The 18,639-nt window shown below is 71.8% G+C and carries 17 protein-coding genes; 1 reads left to right on the plus strand and 16 read right to left on the minus strand.

The features are described 5' to 3' along the window. Nucleotides 1-124 precede the first annotated feature (124 nt). From AB0B68_RS14800 to pyrR, 14 genes are all read right to left on the minus strand, one after another. Nucleotides 125-2,035 carry a primosomal protein N' gene (locus AB0B68_RS14800; RefSeq protein WP_357260328.1) on the minus strand — a complete coding sequence of 637 codons (1,911 nt, stop codon included), beginning with the start codon at nt 2,033-2,035 and terminating at the stop codon, nt 125-127. A 59-nt stretch (nt 2,036-2,094) separates the two neighbouring features. Next, nucleotides 2,095-3,288 carry a methionine adenosyltransferase gene (gene metK / locus AB0B68_RS14805; protein WP_091401916.1) on the minus strand — a complete coding sequence of 398 codons (1,194 nt, stop codon included), beginning with the start codon at nt 3,286-3,288 and terminating at the stop codon, nt 2,095-2,097. Between the two features lie 88 nt (nt 3,289-3,376). Further along, nucleotides 3,377-4,585: a bifunctional phosphopantothenoylcysteine decarboxylase/phosphopantothenate--cysteine ligase CoaBC gene (coaBC, locus tag AB0B68_RS14810; RefSeq protein WP_112641759.1), complete on the minus strand. Its 1,209-nt coding sequence runs from the start codon at nt 4,583-4,585 to the stop codon at nt 3,377-3,379. 14 nt (nt 4,586-4,599) lie between these two features. Beyond that, complete coding sequence (gene rpoZ / locus AB0B68_RS14815) at nt 4,600-4,863, minus strand: DNA-directed RNA polymerase subunit omega (protein WP_030335666.1); 264 nt, start codon at nt 4,861-4,863, stop codon at nt 4,600-4,602. Nucleotides 4,864-4,927: 64 nt separating this feature from the next. Then, a complete protein-coding gene (locus AB0B68_RS14820) occupies nt 4,928-5,461 on the minus strand; it encodes a guanylate kinase (RefSeq protein WP_355009192.1) in 534 nt (177 codons plus the stop codon). A gap of 25 nt (nt 5,462-5,486) precedes the next feature. Continuing rightward, nucleotides 5,487-5,804 (minus strand): integration host factor, actinobacterial type, encoded by a 318-nt coding sequence (gene mihF, locus AB0B68_RS14825; protein WP_030335662.1) that lies wholly within the window; start codon nt 5,802-5,804, stop codon nt 5,487-5,489. 178 nt (nt 5,805-5,982) lie between these two features. Then, nucleotides 5,983-6,819 carry an orotidine-5'-phosphate decarboxylase gene (gene pyrF / locus AB0B68_RS14830; protein WP_357196230.1) on the minus strand — a complete coding sequence of 279 codons (837 nt, stop codon included), beginning with the start codon at nt 6,817-6,819 and terminating at the stop codon, nt 5,983-5,985. Between the two features lie 73 nt (nt 6,820-6,892). After that, nucleotides 6,893-8,167: an adenosylmethionine--8-amino-7-oxononanoate transaminase gene (locus AB0B68_RS14835; RefSeq protein ID WP_357260331.1), complete on the minus strand. Its 1,275-nt coding sequence runs from the start codon at nt 8,165-8,167 to the stop codon at nt 6,893-6,895. Nucleotides 8,168-8,430: 263 nt separating this feature from the next. Further along, the gene (locus AB0B68_RS14840) at nt 8,431-9,477 is read right to left on the minus strand and encodes a quinone-dependent dihydroorotate dehydrogenase (RefSeq protein ID WP_357196224.1); all 1,047 of its coding nucleotides are present in this window, start codon (nt 9,475-9,477) and stop codon (nt 8,431-8,433) included. Next, entirely contained in the window at nt 9,474-12,821 is a 3,348-nt protein-coding gene (gene carB, locus AB0B68_RS14845) for a carbamoyl-phosphate synthase large subunit (protein ID WP_357196221.1), read from the minus strand. The genes AB0B68_RS14840 and carB overlap by 4 nt, the downstream gene beginning before the upstream one ends. After that, nucleotides 12,814-13,977 (minus strand): glutamine-hydrolyzing carbamoyl-phosphate synthase small subunit, encoded by a 1,164-nt coding sequence (carA, locus tag AB0B68_RS14850; RefSeq protein WP_357196218.1) that lies wholly within the window; start codon nt 13,975-13,977, stop codon nt 12,814-12,816. Before carA ends, carB begins: the two co-directional genes overlap by 8 nt. Beyond that, entirely contained in the window at nt 13,977-15,254 is a 1,278-nt protein-coding gene (locus AB0B68_RS14855) for a dihydroorotase (RefSeq protein WP_357196215.1), read from the minus strand. The genes carA and AB0B68_RS14855 overlap by 1 nt, the downstream gene beginning before the upstream one ends. Next, nucleotides 15,251-16,177: an aspartate carbamoyltransferase catalytic subunit gene (locus AB0B68_RS14860; RefSeq protein ID WP_030335650.1), complete on the minus strand. Its 927-nt coding sequence runs from the start codon at nt 16,175-16,177 to the stop codon at nt 15,251-15,253. Before AB0B68_RS14860 ends, AB0B68_RS14855 begins: the two co-directional genes overlap by 4 nt. After that, entirely contained in the window at nt 16,174-16,758 is a 585-nt protein-coding gene (pyrR, locus tag AB0B68_RS14865) for a bifunctional pyr operon transcriptional regulator/uracil phosphoribosyltransferase PyrR (RefSeq protein WP_357196210.1), read from the minus strand. The genes AB0B68_RS14860 and pyrR overlap by 4 nt, the downstream gene beginning before the upstream one ends. 288 nt (nt 16,759-17,046) lie before the next feature. Between pyrR and AB0B68_RS14870 the strand changes: the two genes are divergently transcribed. Further along, nucleotides 17,047-17,535, plus strand: a complete 489-nt coding sequence (locus tag AB0B68_RS14870) for a transcriptional regulator (RefSeq protein ID WP_007458348.1) — start codon at nt 17,047-17,049, stop codon at nt 17,533-17,535. A gap of 90 nt (nt 17,536-17,625) precedes the next feature. On the opposite strand, the gene nusB is transcribed toward AB0B68_RS14870, so the two are convergent. After that, a complete protein-coding gene (gene nusB, locus AB0B68_RS14875; RefSeq protein ID WP_184188983.1) occupies nt 17,626-18,036 on the minus strand; it encodes a transcription antitermination factor NusB in 411 nt (136 codons plus the stop codon). A 23-nt stretch (nt 18,037-18,059) separates the two neighbouring features. Continuing rightward, nucleotides 18,060-18,617 (minus strand): elongation factor P, encoded by a 558-nt coding sequence (efp, locus tag AB0B68_RS14880; RefSeq protein ID WP_007458344.1) that lies wholly within the window; start codon nt 18,615-18,617, stop codon nt 18,060-18,062. Nucleotides 18,618-18,639: the final 22 nt, after the last annotated feature.

Here is an 18,639-nt window from a genome sequence, read left to right on the forward strand (position 1 = left end):
CCGTCGTACGCCTTGGCATGACGGGCGATGCTACCACTCGGACGCCACCGCTTTGCCGGACGCGGTGTGCGAGGGCCCCCGTCAGCGGGTGAGGTCCGCGACCGTCAGTACCGGCCGAAACACCTCAGAACAGGCTGAGCGGATCGACCTGGAGACGAACCGGATCGGCGGCCTTGCGAGCGGCCCGGACACCGGCGGCCGAGTGCAACGCCTCGGCGAGCGCTGCGGCGCGGGCCCGGGGCACCCGGACCAACATCCGTTCCCGGCCCTCCTCGGCCGGCACCGGCCCGAGCACCTCGGCGTCGTCCGGCAGCCGAGCCGCCGCCAGCAGGTCCGCCACCGCCTCGGCCACCCCGGTGACGCTCGCCATCCGCACGGCCGGCGGGAAGCCCAACTCGCGGCGCTCGGCCAGCTCCCGACCGGCGAACCAGCCGGCGTCCCAGCGCAGCAGCGCCTGCACGGGGGCGAGCGCGCCGTCGGCGACCACCACCACCCGACCGGCCGGCGCCGGGCGGGCCAGCGCCGCCGCCGCCAACCAGCGGCGCAGCGACTCCTCGCCGGCGCGCAGGTCGGCCCGGGTCAGCAGGGCCCACGAGTCGAGCAGCAGCACCGCGCCGTAGCCGCCCTCGGCGACCGGCTCGGCGCCCGGGGTGGCCACCACCAGGGCCGCGCCGCCTGGCACGTCGGTCAACACCTCCTCGCGCCCCGAGGTGCGCACCGGCACGTCGGGGAACGCCCGGCCCAGCTCCTCGGCGGTCCGCCGGGCGCCGGTCACCGCGGCCCGCAGCCGCCGCCCACCGCACTCCGGGCAGGCGTACGCGGCCGCCACCCGAGCGCACCACCGGCAGGCCGGGGTACCACTGGCCGAGGGCAGCGCGAGCGGGCCGGCGCAGTGCGCGCAGCGGGCCGGGGTGCGGCACTCGGCGCAGGAGATCGACGGGACGTAGCCGCGGCGGGGCACCTGCACCAGCACCGGCAGGTCCTGGCGGAGCGCGTCGCGGGCAGCCGTCCAGGCCAGGCTGGGCAGCCGGGCGGTGGCGGCCCCGGGGTCGCGGGCCAGTTGCGGGTCGTCCCCGGTCGGCGCGATGGCCGGGATCCGCGCCCGTACGGTGGCCCGGTCGGCGACCACCTCCGGGGCCCAACCGGTCTCCACCAGCAACTGCGCCTCGGCCGTCCGGGCGTACCCGCCGACCAGCGCGCCGGCCTCGGCGAGGTGGGCGCGGGTGAGCAGCACGTCGCGGGCGTGCGGGTAGGGCGCCCGGGGCTCGGAGTGCAGGTCGTCACCGTCGTCCCAGACGGCGACGAGGCCGAGCCGGGCCACCGGGGCGAACATCGCCGCCCGGGTGCCGATCACCACCGGCACCTGGCCACGGCGAGCGGCGAGGAACGCCCGGTACCGCCGGGCCGGGCCGAGCGCGGCGGAGAGGCTGACGTGCCGCCCCGGGCCGAGGACGCCGGTGAGCGCCGCGTCGAGACGGTCGAGGTCACGCGCGTCGGGCACCACGACCACGGCCCCGCGCCCACCGGCGACGGTGGCCGCCACCGCGTCGGCGTACCGGGCCGCCCAGTCCTCACCGGGCAGCGCCGACCAGACCGCGCGGGGCGCCCGGCCGTCGGCGAGCGCCCGCAGCAGAGCCGGACCGGTCGGGTAGTCGCGCCACCCGCGCGGGTCGACCGCTCCGATGGGGGCCGCCGGGGTGGGCGGCTCGTCGTGGGGCTCCTTCTCCACCCGCGCGTGCCGGGGCGGCACGGCGAGCCGGAGCACGTCGGCGAGGCTGCCCGCGTACCGGTCGGCGACCGCCCGGGCCAGCCGGGCGACCTCCGGGGCCAGCACCGGCTCCGGGGAGACCACCTTCTCCAGGTACGCGAGACGGCCGGTGTGCCCGGAGTCGTCGGCGCGCGACAGCAGCCACCCGTCGACGAGTTGCCCGGCGAAGCGCACCTTCACCCGCGTACCGGGCACCGCCACCTCGTCCAGCTCCGCCGGCACCAGGTAGTCGAACGGCCGGTCCAGGTGCGCCAGTCCGACGTCCACGCAGACGCGCGCGACCGGCGACCCGTCCGCGGGTCGCCGGTCGCTGCGCTTGGTGGCGGTCAGGCTCCCGCGGCCGACTTGAGGTCGGCGGCCCGGTCGGTGCTCTCCCAGGTCAGGTCCGGCAGCTCCCGGCCGAAGTGGCCGTACGCGGCGGTCTGCTGGTAGATCGGGCGGAGCAGGTTGAGGTCCCGGATGATCGCGGCCGGACGCAGGTCGAACACCTCGGTGACGGCCTTCTCGATCGAGGAGACGGGCACGGTCTCGGTGCCGAACGTCTCGATGAACAGGCTCACCGGGTGCGCCTTGCCGATGGCGTAGGCCACCTGCGCCTCGCACCGCTCGGCCAGACCGGCGGCGACCACGTTCTTGGCCACCCAGCGCATCGCGTACGCGGCCGAGCGGTCCACCTTGGACGGGTCCTTGCCGGAGAACGCGCCGCCACCGTGGCGGGCGTACCCGCCGTAGGTGTCGACGATGATCTTGCGGCCGGTCAGTCCGGCGTCGCCCATCGGGCCGCCGATCTCGAAGCGGCCGGTCGGGTTGACCAGCAGCCGGTAGCCGTCGGTGTCCAGGCCGAGGCTCTCCAGCTCCGGGGCGATCACGTGGTCGCGCACGTCCGGGGTGAGCAGCGAGTCCAGCGAGATGTCGGCGGCGTGCTGGCTGGACACCACGACGGTGTTCAACCGGACCGGACGCAGCCCCTCGTACTCGATGGTGACCTGGGTCTTGCCGTCCGGCCGCAGGTACGGGATCGTGCCGTCCTTGCGCACCGCCGAGAGGCGGCGGGCCAGCCGGTGCGCGAGCGCGATCGGCAGCGGCATCAGCTCGGGCGTCTCCGAGCAGGCGAAGCCGAACATCATGCCCTGGTCGCCGGCGCCCTGCGCGTCCAGCGCGCTCTCCGAAGCTCCGGTGCGCAACTCGAAGGCGTTGTCCACACCCTGCGCGATGTCCTCGGACTGCGCACCGATGGAGACGCTGACCCCGCAGGAGGCACCGTCGAAGCCCTTCTTCGACGAGTCGTAGCCGATGTCGAGGATGGTCCGGCGGACGATCGTCGGGATGTCGGCGTACGCCTTGGTGGTCACCTCACCGGCGATGTGCACCTGACCGGTGGTGATCATGGTTTCCACTGCCACGCGGCTGTGGGGGTCCTCGGTCAGCAGCGCATCGAGGATGCCATCGCTGATCTGGTCAGCGATCTTGTCCGGGTGGCCTTCCGTGACCGATTCGGACGTGAAGAGACGGCGTGTCACGGCACTCCCTAAGCGTATGAAGTCGTTCCGCGGAAGTTTAATCACCACTGCGGTCCGTGTCGGGTTCGGTTGTGCTCTGTTCCACCCGTCAGGAGCGGCCAGGCAGCCGCGCGACGACGAGATCCCACACGGCGTCGGCCACAGCTTCCTTGGCCTGCTCGGGCAACCGGCTGACCGAGCCGTCCGCGCCGATGACCGTCACCGTGTTGGTGTCGGCACCGAAGACCAGGTCCGGACCGACCTCGTTGACCACGATCAGGTCGGCCCGCTTGCGGGCGAGTTTCGCCCTACCGTTGGCCTCGGCGTCGCCGGTCTCGGCGGCGAACACCACCAGCACCTGCCCTGGCCGTTTGCGCTGGCCGAGCTCCGCCGCGATGTCCGGGTTCGTGACGAGCTCGATGGTGGGTGCGACACCGTCGTCCGACTTCTTGATTTTGCCAGTCGCGTACGTCGCGGGCCGGAAATCGGCTGGCGCCGCCGCCATCACCACCGCGTCGGCCTCGACGGCGGCCTTGACTGTCGCCTCCCGCAACTCGGCGGTGGTGCCCACCCGGATCAGGTCGACCCCGGCCGGGTCGGCGAGGCCGACGTTGGCCGAGATCACGGTGACCCGGGCACCCCGGGCGACAGCCGCGCGGGCGAACGCGTACCCCTGCTTGCCCGACGAGCGGTTGCCCAGAAAACGCACCGGGTCGAGAGGCTCACGGGTGCCACCGGCGGTGACCACCACCCGGCGACCGGCCAGGTCGGCGGGGGCGGAGTCGCCACGGGCCAGCAGCCGACCGGCGACGGCGAAGATCTCCGCCGGGTCGGGCAGCCGGCCCTTGCCGGTGTCGGCGCCGGTGAGCCGGCCGACGGCGGGCTCGATGACCCGGACCCCACGGGAGCGCAACGTGGCCACGTTCGCCACTGTGGCGGGGTGCTCCCACATCTCGGTGTGCATGGCCGGGGCCAGCAGGACCGGGCAACGGGCGGTCAGCAGGGTGTTGGTCAGCAGGTCGTCGGCGAGGCCGTGGGCGGCCTTGGCGAGCAGGTCGGTGGTGGTCGGCGCGACCACCACCAGGTCGGCCTGCTTACCGAGCCGGACGTGGGGCACCTCGTGGACGTCGGTCCAGACGTCGTCGGCGACCGGTTGACCGGAGAGCGCGGCCCAGGTCGGCGCTCCAACGAAGCGGAGCGCCGACGCGGTTGGCACCACCCGAACCCGGTGACCCGATTCGGTGAAGAGTCGCAGCAGCTCGCACGCCTTGTAGGCGGCGATGCCGCCACCGACCCCGAGGACGATCGAGGCGGACATCGGCCAGCGGGGGCTTACGGCTGGTCGGTCGGCTCGGCGGTGAGCAGGCCCGAGTTGATCTCGCGCATGGCGATGGAGAGGGGCTTCTCCTGCGGGGTGGTCTCGACGAGCGGGCCGACGTACTCCAGCAGACCCTCACCGAGCTGGCTGTAGTAGGCGTTGACCTGGCGCGCGCGCTTGGCGGCGAAGATGACCAGCGCGTACTTCGACGTCGTCTTCTCGAGGAGCTCGTCGATCGGCGGGTTGGTGATGCCTTCGGGGTTGGCGATGGATCCCACGAATTAACCTCTGCGTCTTTCGAGCCGCGCGGACGCGGTGCTGAGTCTCAACGGCGGCCGACCGTCAGCCACGCACGCGTGACCAGGCCGGATCCGGATAAGAAGAACCGAGTAAGCCTACCAGCTCCTCAACCACCCGTTCGGTGTGGTCGTGGGTCAGCGCGTACGCGACGGTGGCGGCCACCGTGGCGTCGGGCGCGTACCCGGGTGGGCTCAGCAACACCAGCCGGGCATCGGGCAGGCGCGCCCGGACCAGCGGGACGCCGCGCAGGTCGAGCGGGAGCAGCACCGGCTGCCCGGCGTCGAGCCGGGCGCGCAGCGGTGGGTACGGGGTGCCCCGGCGGTGCGAACCGATCCGGGACCACTCCAGCAGCTCGCCGTCGACGATCCGTCGATCGAACTCGGCGGGGGCGAGGAAGACGCGGTCCACCCCGTCGATCTCCGACTCCCGGCGCGGCCTGGTGGTTGCCGCGACCGGGATCCACACGGACGGAGAACGCGCCCGGACAAGCTCGACGACACTCTCCCTGCCGGAACCCGAAGGTCCAGCCAGGACAGTGAGCCGAGCCGCCGGGCGCGCCTCGTCATCCGTGCTCACTGCTTGTTTCTACACGCTGCCAGGTTCAGTTGGCGGCGAACTCTCCAAGCAGTGCCTTGCGCTGCTGCTCGCCGAGGCCACGCAGGCGACGGCTGTCGGCGATCTTGAGCTTCTCCATGATCTGGGTAGCCCGGATCTTGCCGATGCCCGGCATGGCCTGCAGGACGGCCGACACCTTGAGCTTGCCAACGACGTCGTCGCTCTCGGCCCGCTCGAGGACAGCACCGAGGGTGGTCTTGCCCTGCTTGAGCTGCTCCTTCAGCTGAGCACGGGCCTTGCGGATCTCCGCGGCCTTCTCGAGCGCGGCAGCGCGTTGTTCGGGGGTCAGTGACGGGAGCGGCACCAGTTCTCCTCAGGTCCCTATCGCGGCGGGCGGGGCGCACCGCCGCATCTGTGAAACGTGGTGTCGCTGTGAACCAAGGGGTCCATGGTTCCCAGCGCGGGGAAAACTAGCGGCCAACGGAGCTTTCGGCAACGTGGGGGCCGCATGATCACCGTAGAGTGACCGACCCGTCAGTCAGTCACCGGGCAGGCAGAACGGCCCGGCAGTCGACCAGAACGCGGTCCGCGGCGGCCCGCAACGCGGCCACATCAGGGCCGGCCGAGAGCACTTCCCGGGAGTACGACGGGAGCACCGAGGCGAGGCTCGAACCGAAGACGGTCCGCAGATCGGCCGCACCGGCACCCTGTGCGCCGAGCCCCGGAGCGAGCAGTGGGCCGCCCACACCGGAGAGGTCGTGACCGGTGTCACCGATGGTCGCGCCGACCACCAGACCGAAGCTCCCGAGTGGGGACGCACCCCTGTTGAGCTGGGAAATCTCGTCGATCACGGTTTGCGCCACGGTGCGGCCGTCGGCCGTGACGGCCCGCTGCACAGCGGCACCCTCGGGGTTGGAGGTGAGGGCCAGCACGAACACGCCGCCGCCGTGCTCGGCAGCCAGTTCGAACATCGGCGCCAGCGAACCGACCCCGAGGTAGGGGCTCGCGGTGACCGCGTCGACATACACGGGGCTGGATGGATCAAGGTACGCGGCGGCGTACGCGCTCACCGTCGAGCCGATGTCGCCGCGCTTGACGTCGAGCAGAACGAGCGAGCCGGCATCCCGTAACTGTCGGATAGTTGACTCAAGAATCGCCACACCTCGGGACCCGAACCGCTCGAAAAAGGCCGACTGAGGCTTGACTACCGCAACCCGGTCACCGAGGGCTTCCACCACGGTTCGGCTGAACCGGTCGAGCCCCTCAACGTCGTCCGGGAGGCCCCACTGAGCCAGCAGACCCGGATGCGGGTCGATGCCCACACAGAGTGGGCCCCGCTCGGTGATCGCCCGGTGCAGCCGGGTACCGAAGCTCTCCATCGGAGTGTTCCCCTCTTCTCGTCCGGGCGGCTGACCCGCCCGGGTAACCCGTCGACCCGGTGGCCGGGCCGACTCAGCCAGCCGCCACCGCCGCCGCCACGCCGGTAGCGATCCGGGCCACGTCGGCATCGTCGGTGACGTACGGCGGCATGGTGTAGATCAGGTCGCGGAACGGGCGCAGCCACACCCCCTGGGCGACCGCGGCAGCCGTCGCCGCGCCGAGGTCGACCTCGTGATCGAGCTGGACCACGCCGATCGCGCCGAGGACCCGTACGTCGGCCACGCCCGGCATGCCGCGCAGAGGCTCCAGACCGGCGCGCAGGCCGGCGCCGACCCTGGCGACCTGCCCGGCCCAGTCTCCGGCCCGCAGCAGCCCGATGGAGGCGTTCGCCACCGCGCAGGCCAACGGGTTGCCCATGAACGTGGGCCCGTGCGCCAGCACACCGGTCGCCGAGATGCCCCGGGCGACCTCCGCGGTGCACAGGGTGGCCGCGAGCGTGAGGTAGCCGCCGGTCAGTGCCTTGCCCACACAGAGCACGTCCGGCGTCACCCCGGCGTGCCCGGCGGCGAACATCTCGCCGGTACGGCCGAACCCGGTGGCGATCTCGTCGAAGATCAGCAGAATCCCGTGCGCGCGGGTCACCTCGCGCAGCACCCGCAGGTAACCCGGGTGGTGGAAGCGCATCCCGCCGGCGCCCTGGACGACGGGCTCGACGATCACGGCGGCCAACTCGTCGGCATGCCGCTCGACCGTCTCCACCAGCGCCGCCACGTACCCGTCGTCGGGCGGATCGGTGAAACCGCCCGGCGGCACCGGGGCGAACACCTGCCGGGGCAGCACGTCGCCCCACAGGTGGTGCATCCCGCCCTCCGGGTCACAGACGCTCATCGGATGGAAGGTGTCGCCGTGGTAGCCACCCCGCCAGGTCGCCAGCCGGCGCCGCTGGGGCCGCCCGACGGCCCGCTGGTACTGCAGGCACATCTTCACCGCCACCTCGACGCTGACCGAGCCGGAGTCGGCCAGGAACACGTGCTCCAGGCCGTCCGGGGTCAGCTCGACCAGGCTTCGGGCCAGCCGTACCGCCGGTTCGTGGGTGAGCCCGCCGAACATCACGTGGCTCATCCGGCCGAGCTGGTCGGTCACCGCCGCGTCGAGCACCGGGTGCCGGTACCCGTGGATCGCCGCCCACCAGGACGACATCCCGTCCACCAGCTCCCGCCCGTCGGCCAGGGTGAGCCGTACCCCCTCGGCGCCGCGCACCACGTAGGGCGGGTTGGCCGGCGGCAACGCGGCGTACGGGTGCCAGACGTGCGCCCGGTCAGCGGCCAGGATCTCCTCGGGTGTCACGCGTACTCCTCTGCGCCTCGAACGGTCCGGACGGCGGACGTCCCGCGGCCGGGTCGGACCTCTCCCCCCGCCGTGGCCGCCGCTTCCATGTCCGCCGCCTTTGCTCTGCACCCGCGGATGCGCCACCCGGTGGCGGCCGCGTGTCGCGCGCCGCGTGGTGCACCCACGGGTGCAGAGCAAAGGGGCAACAACGGGCGTGGTGTCGTCGACGCGGAGCGGGCCCGGCACCCGGTTGCGCCGGGCCGGCACCGCACCGGCGGCGGTCACCGGCCGGCGACCGCTTCCGGTGCCGCCGTTGCGGCCGCCGCGCGGGCGGCGGCGCGGACCAGGGCCGGTCCGCGGTAGATGAAACCGGTGTAGAGCTGCACCAGGTCGGCGCCCGCATCGAACATCCGCGCCGCGTCGTCCGGGTCCAGCACACCCCCGACGCCGACGATCGGCAGCCGGCCGCCGGTCTCGGAGTGGACGAAGGCGACCACGTCGCGGGCCCGCCCGGTGAGCGGCCGACCCGAGAGGCCGCCGGCCTGCCCGCCACGCTCGACGTCGACGTCGGCCAGCCCGTCCCGGGACAGCGTGGTGTTGGTGGCGATCACCCCGGCGGCGCCCCGGGCCAGGCAGACCTCCAACAGCTCGGCGATCGCCGCCTCGGTCAGGTCTGGCGCGATCTTGACCAGCACCGGCTTCTCCCCCACCAACGCGCCGAGCAGCGCGTCCAGGTGGGCACGGTCCTGCAACGACCGCAGACCCGGGGTGTTCGGTGAGGACACGTTCACCGCGAAGTAGTCGCCGTGCCCGCGCAGCGCCCGGTACGAGGCGAGGTAGTCCTCGACCGCCTCGTCCAGCGCTGCCACCTTGGACTTGCCCAGCGAGATGCCCAACGGCACCCCGAGCGGGCGCGGCAGCGCCGCCAACCGGGCGGCCAGCGCGGCGGCCCCGGCGTTGTTGAAGCCCATCCGGTTGACCACCGCCTCGCTGGCCGGCAGCCGGAACAGCCGCGGCCGGGGGTTGCCCGGTTGGGCGTGCGCGGTGACCGTGCCGACCTCCACGAAACCGAAGCCGAGCGCCGGCCAGGCCGGCAGCGCCGCGCCGTCCTTGTCCATCCCGGCGGCCAACCCGACCGGGTTGGGGAACCGCACCCCGAACACCGTGCGCGGCGCGTCGACCGCGTAGCGGGCCCGCAGCGCGGCGAGCGCGGCCGGCCGCCGCGACAGGGCCGCCAACCGCCGCAGCGTCCACTCGTGCGCCGCCTCGGCGTCACCGCCACCGATCCGGAACAAACCGGGTCGTACGACCTGCTCGAACAGTGTCACTGGGCCGCCCGCAGAGTGGCGTGCAGGTCCTGCAGGGGGCGGACCTGCATGTCGCCGCGGATCCGCGCCTCGATGCCCATCACCGCCGCGGCGGCTCCGGGAACCGTGGTGATGCACGGGATGTCCGCCGTGACGGCCGCGCTGCGGATCTCGTAGCCGTCGGAACGGGCGCTGGCACCCGAGCCCTGCGGCGTGTTGATCACCAGCGCCACGTGGCCGCCGCCGATCAGCGACACCGCGTCGTCGCCCGCACCGGCCTGGTAGTGCTTCCGGATCTGCTCACAGGCGATGCCGTGCCGGCGCAGCACCTCGGCCGTGCCGGCGGTGGCGACGATCTCGAAGCCCAGATCGGCCAGCCGCTTGATCGGGAAGATCATGCCGCGCTTGTCCCGGTTGGCCACCGAGACGAAGATCTTCCCAGCGGTCGGCAGCGACCCGTACGCGGCCGACTGGCTCTTGGCGAAGGCGTGCCCGAAGTTGGTGTCGATGCCCATCACCTCGCCGGTCGACTTCATCTCCGGCCCGAGCAGCGAGTCGATCCCCTTGCCCGCGCGGGTCCGGAAACGCTTGAACGGCAGCACCGCCTCCTTGACCGCGACCGGCGCGTCGGCCGGCATCGTGCCCCCGTCCCCCGTCGCCGGCAGCAGACCCTCGGCGCGCAGGTCGGCGACGCTCGCACCAAGCGCGATCCGGGCCGCCGCCTTGGCCAGCGGCACCGCCGTGGCCTTGGAGACGAACGGGACGGTCCGCGACGCGCGCGGGTTGGCCTCCAGCACGTACAGCACGTCGTCCTTGAGGGCGTACTGCACGTTGAGCAGGCCACGGACCCCGACGCCACGCGCGATGGCCTCGGTGTAGCGGCGGACCTCGGCCAGGTGCGAGCCCGCGAGGGTGATCGGCGGCAGCGCGCACGACGAGTCGCCGGAGTGGATGCCCGCCTCCTCGATGTGCTCCATCACGCCACCGATGTAGACCTCGCCGTCGGCGTCGCACAGCGCGTCCACGTCGATCTCGATGGCGTCGTCGAGGAACCTGTCCACCAGCACCGGGTGGTCCGGGGAGATGTCGGTGGCCCGGCCGATGTAGTCGCGCAGCGTCGGGTCGTCGTAGACGATCTCCATGCCCCGCCCGCCCAGCACGTACGACGGCCGGACCAGCACCGGGTAGCCGATCTCGTCGGCGATCGTCTTGGCCTCGTCGTACGAGGTGGCCATGCCGTGCGCCGGTGCGCGCAGGCCGGCGCGGGCCAGCACCGCGCCGAACGCGCCGCGCTCCTCAGCCAGGTGGATCGACTCCGGGGAGGTGCCCACGATCGGCACACCGGCGTTCTTGAGCCGCTGCGCCAGCCCCAGCGGGGTCTGCCCGCCGAGCTGGACGACCACCCCGACCACGCCCGGCCCGCCGGCCGCCCGGCCGGACGAATCCTCGGCGTGCCAGACCTCCAGGACGTCCTCGAAGGTCAACGGCTCGAAGTAGAGCCGGTCGGCGGTGTCGTAGTCGGTGGAGACCGTCTCCGGGTTGCAGTTGACCATGACCGTCTCGTAACCGGCCGACCGCAGCGCCTGCACGGCGTGCACGCAGGAGTAGTCGAACTCGATGCCCTGCCCGATCCGGTTCGGGCCGGAGCCCAGGATCAGCACCTTCGGCCGGTCCGACGGCACGACCTCGGTCTCCAGGTCGTACGTCGAGTAGTGGTACGGCGTGGTCGCCTCGAACTCGGCCGCGCAGGTGTCCACGGTCTTGTAGACCGGGCGCACGTCCAGGCGGTGGCGCAGGGTCCGCACGCCGTCCTCGGCGGCCAGCTCCGGGCGCAGCGCGGCGAGCTGCCGGTCGGACAGACCGGCCCGCTTGGCACGACGCAGCAGGTCGGCGTCGAGCACCGGCGCGTCGACGATCTCGGCGCGCAGCTCGATCAGCGCGGCGATCTGGTCCAGGAACCACGGGTCGATCCCGCCGGACGCCTCGGCCACCTCGGCGATCGACGCCCCGAGCCGCAGCGCCCGCTCCACCGTGTACAGCCGGCCGTCGTGCGGGATCCGCAGCGCCGCGAGGGTGTCGGCCAGGGTGACGCCGGCAGGGTCCGGCACACTCCAGAAACCGGCCGACTTGGTTTCCATCGAGCGCATCGCCTTGTTCAGCGCCTCGGTGAAGTTGCGTCCGAGGCTCATCGCCTCGCCCACCGACTTCATCGTGGTGGTCAGCTCCGGGTCCGCGCCGGGGAACTTCTCGAACGCGAACCGGGGGATCTTCACCACCACGTAGTCCAGGGTCGGCTCGAACGCCGCCGGGGTCTTCAGGGTGATGTCGTTGGGGATCTCGTCGAGGGTGTAGCCGATGGCCAGCTTCGCGGCGATCTTCGCGATCGGGAAACCGGTCGCCTTGGAGGCCAGCGCCGAGGACCGCGACACCCGGGGGTTCATCTCGATGACGACGATCCGGCCGTCGACCGGGTTGACCGCGAACTGGATGTTGCAGCCGCCGGTGTCCACCCCGACCTCACGCAGCACGGCGATGCCCAGGTCACGCAGGTGCTGGTACTCCCGGTCGGTGAGCGTCATGGCCGGGGCCACTGTGACGCTGTCACCGGTGTGCACGCCCATCGGGTCGATGTTCTCGATCGAGCAGACCACCACCACGTTGTCGTGCCGGTCGCGCATCAGCTCGAGCTCGTACTCCTTCCAGCCGAGCACGCTCTCTTCGATGAGCACCTCGTGCACCGGGCTGGCGGACAGGCCGTCGCCGGCGATGCGGGCCAGGTCCTCCGGGGTGTGCGCCATGCCGGAACCCAGGCCACCCATGGTGAACGACGGCCGGATCACCACCGGCAGGCCCAGCTCGGCGACGGTCGCCTCGACCTCGTCCATCGAGTGGCAGACCCGCGAGCGGGGCACCAGCCCGGTCGGGTCCTCGACACCGAGCCGTACGCCGGCCTTCGCGACGATCTCCTTGAACAGCTGCCGGTCCTCGCCGCGGTTGATGGCGTCGATGTTCGCGCCGATCAGCTCCACGCCGTACTTCTCCAGGACGCCGGCCTCGTGCAGGGCGACGGCCGTGTTCAGCGCGGTCTGCCCGCCGAGGGTCGCGAGGATCGCATCCGGGCGCTCCTTGGCGATGACCAGCTCCACGAACTCCGGGGTGATCGGCTCGACGTACGTGGCGTCGGCGAACTCCGGGTCCGTCATGATCGTCGCCGGGTTGGAGTTGACCAGGCTGACCCGGATCCCCTCGCTGCGCAGCACCCGGCACGCCTGGGTGCCCGAGTAGTCGAACTCGCAGGCCTGCCCGATGACGATCGGCCCGGAGCCGATCACGAGGATGTGCTGGAGATCGGTCCGCTTAGGCATTGCTGCGCCCCTTGCTGTGGTTCCGACCTTCGATCAAGTCGGCGAAACGGTCGAAGAGGTAGTCGGCGTCGTGCGGGCCGGCCGCCGCCTCCGGGTGGTACTGCACCGTGAACGCGGGCACGTCGATCGCCCGCAGCCCCTCGACCACGTTGTCATTGAGGCAGACATGGGACACCTGAACGCCGCCGAAGTCGGTGTCGATCACCTGGTCGGGAACGACGGCGCCGACGCCGGCGCCGGGCACCTGGACCGCGAAGCCGTGGTTGTGGCTGGTCACCTCGACCTTGCCGGTGACCCGGTCGAGCACCGGCTGGTTGATCCCCCGGTGGCCGTAGCCCAGCTTGTAGGTGCCGAAGCCGAGCGCCCGACCGAGGATCTGGCTGCCGAAGCAGATGCCGAACAACGGGATCCGCCGGGTCAGCACCTCCCGGGCCAACGCCACCGGCGCGTCGGCGGTCGCCGGGTCACCCGGGCCGGGCGAGAAGAAGACCGCGTCCGCACCGGTGGCGAGCAGGTCGTCGATGCTCGATCCGGCCGGCAGGACGTGGGTGGTCACCCCGCGCGCGGCGAGCCGGCGGGGCACGTTGCGCTTGATGCCCAGGTCCAGTGCCGCCACCGTGAACCGGTGCTCGCCGACAGCCTCGACGACGTACGGCTCGGCGGTGCTCACCTCGGCGGACAGGTCCGCGCCGACCATCTGCGGCGCCTGACGGACCCGGGCCAGCAGGCTCTGCGGGTCGTTGTCGATGCTGGAGATGCCCACCCGCATGGCGCCCCGCTCGCGCAGGTGCCGGGTCAGCGCCCGGGTGTCCACGCCACTGATGCCCACCACACCCTCGGTGGCGAGACGGTCCTCGAGACCACCGGTGGCCCGCCAGTTCGAGCCGATCCGGGCCGGGTCGCGTACGACGTAGCCGGCCACCCAGATCCGACCGGACTCGTCGTCCTCGCCGTTGACGCCGGTGTTGCCGATGTGTGGCGCGGTCTGCACCACCACCTGACGGTGGTACGACGGGTCGGTGAGGGTCTCCTGGTAACCGGTCATGCCGGTGTTGAAGACCGCCTCACCGAAGGTCTCTCCGACGCTGCCGTACGCCTCGCCGGGGAACGTACGCCCGTCCTCCAGCACCAGGATTGCGGGTCTGCGCTTGACCATTACTTGACAGCCTTTCCGTCCAGGACCGTCGGCTCGCCACGCAGGAAGGTCGCCACGATGCGACCTGGCAGCGTCATGCGGGCGTACGGGGTGTTGCGACTGCGACTGGCCAGCTCCGCCGGATCGATGGTGCGGTGGGCGGCCGGGTCGATCAGGGTCAGGTTGGCCGGCACACCCGGCGCGGGGTCGACCCCGTGCCCGGTGAGGCCGGCGATCCGTGCGGGGGTGCGCGACATCCGCTCGGCGATCAGGTCCCACTCGGGGCCGAGCACGTCCAGCGCGATGGAGAGGGCCGTCTCCAGACCGAGCATCCCCGGTCGGGCGTACGCCCACTCGCACTCCTTGTCCTCCACGGCGTGCGGCGCGTGGTCGGTGGCGATCACGTCGATCACCCCGTCGGCGAGGGCGGCGCGCAGCGCGGCGATGTCCGCGGCGGTGCGCAGCGGAGGGTTCACCTTGTAGACCGGGTCGTAGCTTTCCGCCCGTTCGTCGGTGAGCAGCAGGTGGTGCGGGGTCACCTCGGCGGTCACGCGTACCCCGCGCGCCTTCGCCTGGCGCAGCACCTCGACGCTGCCGGCGGTGGAGACGTGGCAGACGTGCAGTCGGCTGCCCACGTGCTCGGCGAGCAGCACGTCCCGGGCGATGATCGCCTCCTCGGCGACCGCCGGCCAGCCGATCAGGCCGAGCCGGGTGGAGACCTCACCCTCGTGCATCTGGGCGCCCTCGGTGAGCCGGGGCTCCTCGGCGTGCTGGGCGATGATCCCGTCGAACGCCTTCACGTACTCCAGTGCTCGGCGCATCAACTTCGGGTCGGCGACGCAGTGCCCGTCGTCGGAGAAGATCCGCACCCGGGCCGCCGAGTCGGCCATCGCGCCCAGCTCGGCCAGTCGCTCGCCGGCCAGCCCGACGGTGACCGCGCCGATCGGCTGCACGTCGACCAGACCGGCCTCGCGGCCGAGCCGCCAGACCTGCTCGACCACGCCGGCGGTGTCCGCCACCGGGGAGGTGTTGGCCATCGCGCAGACCGCCGTGTAGCCGCCCAGCGCGGCCGCCCGGGAACCGGACTCGACGGTCTCGGCGTCCTCCCGGCCGGGCTCGCGCAGGTGGGTGTGCAGGTCGACGAGGCCGGGCAGGGCGACCAGGCCGGTGCCGTCGACGACTGTGGCGTCCGGCGCGGTCAGGCCGGGGCCGACCTCGGCGATCACGCCGTCGCGGATCAGCAGGTCGGTCGGCGCGGCGCCGACGACACTCACGCTGAAGATCAGGTACGCGGTCACCGGTTGTTCCCTCCGAGCAGCAGGTAAAGGACAGCCATCCGCACGGAGACCCCGTTGGTGACCTGTTCGACGATGGTGGAGCGGGGTGAGTCGGCGACCTCGGGGGTGATCTCCATCCCCCGGTTCATCGGGCCGGGGTGCATGACGATCGCGTGCTCGGGCAGCCGGCGCATCCGGGGCCCGTCCAGACCGTAGCGGCGGGCGTACTCGCGCGCGGAGGGGAAGTAGGAGTCGTTCATCCGCTCCCGCTGCACGCGCAGCATCATCACCACGTCCACGTTCGGCAGGACGGAGTCGAGGTCGTAGGAGACGTCGGTGCCGGGCGCGAGGGCGCCCGCGATGTCGACCGGGATGAGGGTCGGCGGGCCGACCAGGGTGACCTTGGCGCCGAGGGTGGAGAGCAGCAGCACGTTGGAGCGGGCCACCCGGGAGTGCAGCACGTCCCCGACCACCGCGACCGACAGGCCGGCGAGCCGGCCCAGCCGGGCCCGCATGGTGTACGCGTCCAGCAACGCCTGGGTGGGGTGCTCGTGGGTGCCGTCGCCGGCGTTGACGACCGACCCGTCCACCCAGTTGGCCAGGCGGTGCGGCGCGCCGGAGGCGGGGTGTCGGACGACGACGGCGTCCGCGCCCATGGCTTGCAGGGTCAACGCGGTGTCCTTCAGGCTCTCACCCTTGGTGACGCTGGACCCCTTCGCGGAAAAGTTGATCACGTCGGCGCTGAGCCGCTTCGCCGCCGCCTCGAAGGAGATCCGGGTACGCGTGGAGTCCTCGTAGAAGAGGTTCACCACGGTCCGTCCGCGCAGCGCGGGAAGCTTCTTGATCTCCCGGCCGGCGACGGTGGCCATCTCGGCGGCGGTGTCCAGGATCTCGGTGGCGGTGTCGGCGTCCAGGTCCCCGCCGGAGAGCAGGTGCTTGATCATGAGGCAGTTCCCCCGTACAGCTTGACCTCGTCCGTCCCGTCGATCTCGGCGAGCGTCACCTTCACGCTCTCGGCGAGCGAGGTCGGGATGTTCTTGCCGACGTAGTCGGCGCGGATCGGCAACTCCCGGTGGCCCCGGTCGACCAGGACGGCGAGCTGGACCGAGGCCGGGCGGCCCACGTCGTTGAGCGCGTCGAGCGCGGCCCGGACGGTGCGGCCGGAGAAGAGCACGTCGTCGACCAGGATGACCCGTTTGCCGTCGATCCCGCCGGGGGGCAGCTCGGTCGGACCCACCGCGCGGGTGGCGTGCCGACGGAGGTCGTCGCGGTACAGGGTGATGTCGAGCACACCGACCGGGACGGCGACGTCCTCGAAGGTGCTGATCCGGTCGGCGAGCCGCCGGGCGAGGGGGGTACCCCGGGTGGGAATCCCCAGCAGCACCGTGTTGGCGGCGCCCTGGGTCTTCTCCAGGATCTGGTGGGCGATGCGGTCGACCACGCGTTGCACGTCGGCGCTGGCGAGGATCACCTTCACCGAGGGTTGTTGCGGTGGTGACGAGCGGGCAGCCTGTGGGTACGCCACGGCGGACCTCCTTCCCCGCCTCACGGGACGGGTCGTTAAAGGATGTCGGGCACCTCCGGCCGGACCGCACAGCGGACCTGGACCGGGGCTTCCGCCACGTTACCAGTGGTCACCGGGGTGATGGCCGGCGGCCACTGACCACCGGGTCAGGTACCGGAAAAGGAGAAAACTCCCCGGACGCTCCGCAACGGTAGGGGCACGACCACTTGACCACGTGTCGCATTCCCCGTACCGTCACGCTCCGTAGCGATCGACGGGAGAACCCCGAGCAGCACTGGGAGTGTCCGAATGCCCTCTGAATACGCCAAGTCTCTGGGCGCCCGCCTGCGCTCCATCCGCCAGCAGCAGGGTCTCTCCCTGCAGGGTGTGGAGGAGAAGTCGAACGGGCGGTGGAAGGCCGTGGTGGTCGGCTCTTACGAGCGTGGCGACCGGGCCGTGACGGTGTCCCGTCTGGCCGAGTTGGCCGAGTTCTACCGCGTACCCGTCTCGGAGCTGCTGCCTGACGGCAGTGGCGTCCGTCACGAGCCCACCAGCAAGATTGTCCTGGACCTGGAGCGGCTCTACGACGAGGCCTCCGAGGACCTGGCCTACGTCGCCCGCTACGCCCGCGCCATCCAGCAGCAGCGCGGCGACTACAACGGCCGGGTGCTCTCCATCCGCGCCGACGACCTGCGGGCGCTCGCGATCGTCTACGACGCCTCACCGTCGGGCCTGATCGAGCGGCTCACCGAGCACGGCGTGCTGGTGGCCGACCCCCGGGCGTTCTTCGCCTCCTGATCTGCCGTTCCACCTGATCTGCCGCTTCACCGAAGGGCCCGTGCCGGCTGGCACGGGCCCTTTCGGATCAGCTGTGTCCGGTGCGGACGCTCAGCGGGTGGCGTACTCGGCGATGCGGCCGAGCACCCCGTTGAGGAAGCGCGGCGAATCGTCCGTCGACATCTGCCGAGCCAGCTCGACGGCCTCGCTGATCGCCACCGCGTCGTCGATCTCGTCGACGTAGAGCAACTCGTAGACGGCGATCCGGGCCAGATTACGGTCGACGACCGGCATCCGCTCCAGCGTCCAACCCTCGGCGTAGCTGGCGATCAGCTCGTCGATCCGGTTGAGGTGCTCGGCAACCCCCTCGACCAGACCCACCGCGTAGCCGAGGTGCTCCGGCCGGGGCTGCTCGATCCGCTGCACGTAGCCGGCGAGCACCTCCACCGGAGGCTTGTCCCGCAGGTCGGCCTCGTAAAGGACATCCAGCGCCCGCTTGCGCGCCTTGCGGCGCGCCGGCATCTGCTGCTTGGAACCCTCAGCCATCAGGCGCGGCCGAGGTAACGGCCGTCGCGGGTGTCGACCTTGATCTTCTCGCCGGTGGTGATGAACAGCGGAACCGGCACGGTGGCGCCGGTCTCCACGGTCGCCGGCTTGGTGCCGCCGGTCGAACGGTCGCCCTGCAGGCCCGGCTCGGTGTAGGTGACCTCCAGCACGACGCTGGTGGGCAGCTCGATGTAGAGCGGCACACCCTCGTGCTGGGCGACGGTCGCCTCCGCCTCGGGCAGCAGGTAGTTGGCTGCCTCACCGACGGTGCCACCGGGCACGGTGATCTGGTCGAAGGTCTCCAGATCCATGAAGACGAAGTCCTCACCGTCGGCGTACAGGTACTGCATCGTGCGCTTGTCAACGGTCGCGGTTTCGACCTTGGTGCCCGCGTTGAAGGTCTTGTCGACCACCTTCCCGGACAGCACGTTCTTCAGCGTGGTGCGCACGAAGGCACCACCCTTACCGGGCTTGACGTGCTGGAACTCGACGACGGCCCAGAGCTCGCCGTCAAGGTTGAGTACCAGGCCGTTTTTGAGGTCGTTGGTGGAGGCCATTTCCTGCCTTGATCATCAATTG

The organism is Micromonospora sp. NPDC049049 (assembly GCF_040649115.1).
GTDB lineage: Bacteria > Actinomycetota > Actinomycetes > Mycobacteriales > Micromonosporaceae > Micromonospora.

Coding starts and splice junctions, on each gene's coding strand:
- coaBC (WP_112641759.1), bottom strand. CDS start 4,585: ATGTCCGCCTCGATCGTCCTCGGGGTCGGTGGCGGCATCGCCGCCTAC.
- pyrF (WP_357196230.1), bottom strand. CDS start 6,819: ATGGAGAGCTTCGGTACCCGGCTGCACCGGGCGATCACCGAGCGGGGC.
- carB (WP_357196221.1), bottom strand. CDS start 12,821: ATGCCTAAGCGGACCGATCTCCAGCACATCCTCGTGATCGGCTCCGGG.
- carA (WP_357196218.1), bottom strand. CDS start 13,977: ATGGTCAAGCGCAGACCCGCAATCCTGGTGCTGGAGGACGGGCGTACG.
- AB0B68_RS14860 (WP_030335650.1), bottom strand. CDS start 16,177: ATGATCAAGCACCTGCTCTCCGGCGGGGACCTGGACGCCGACACCGCC.
- AB0B68_RS14870 (WP_007458348.1), top strand. CDS start 17,047: ATGCCCTCTGAATACGCCAAGTCTCTGGGCGCCCGCCTGCGCTCCATC.
- nusB (WP_184188983.1), bottom strand. CDS start 18,036: ATGCCGGCGCGCCGCAAGGCGCGCAAGCGGGCGCTGGATGTCCTTTAC.
- efp (WP_007458344.1), bottom strand. CDS start 18,617: ATGGCCTCCACCAACGACCTCAAAAACGGCCTGGTACTCAACCTTGAC.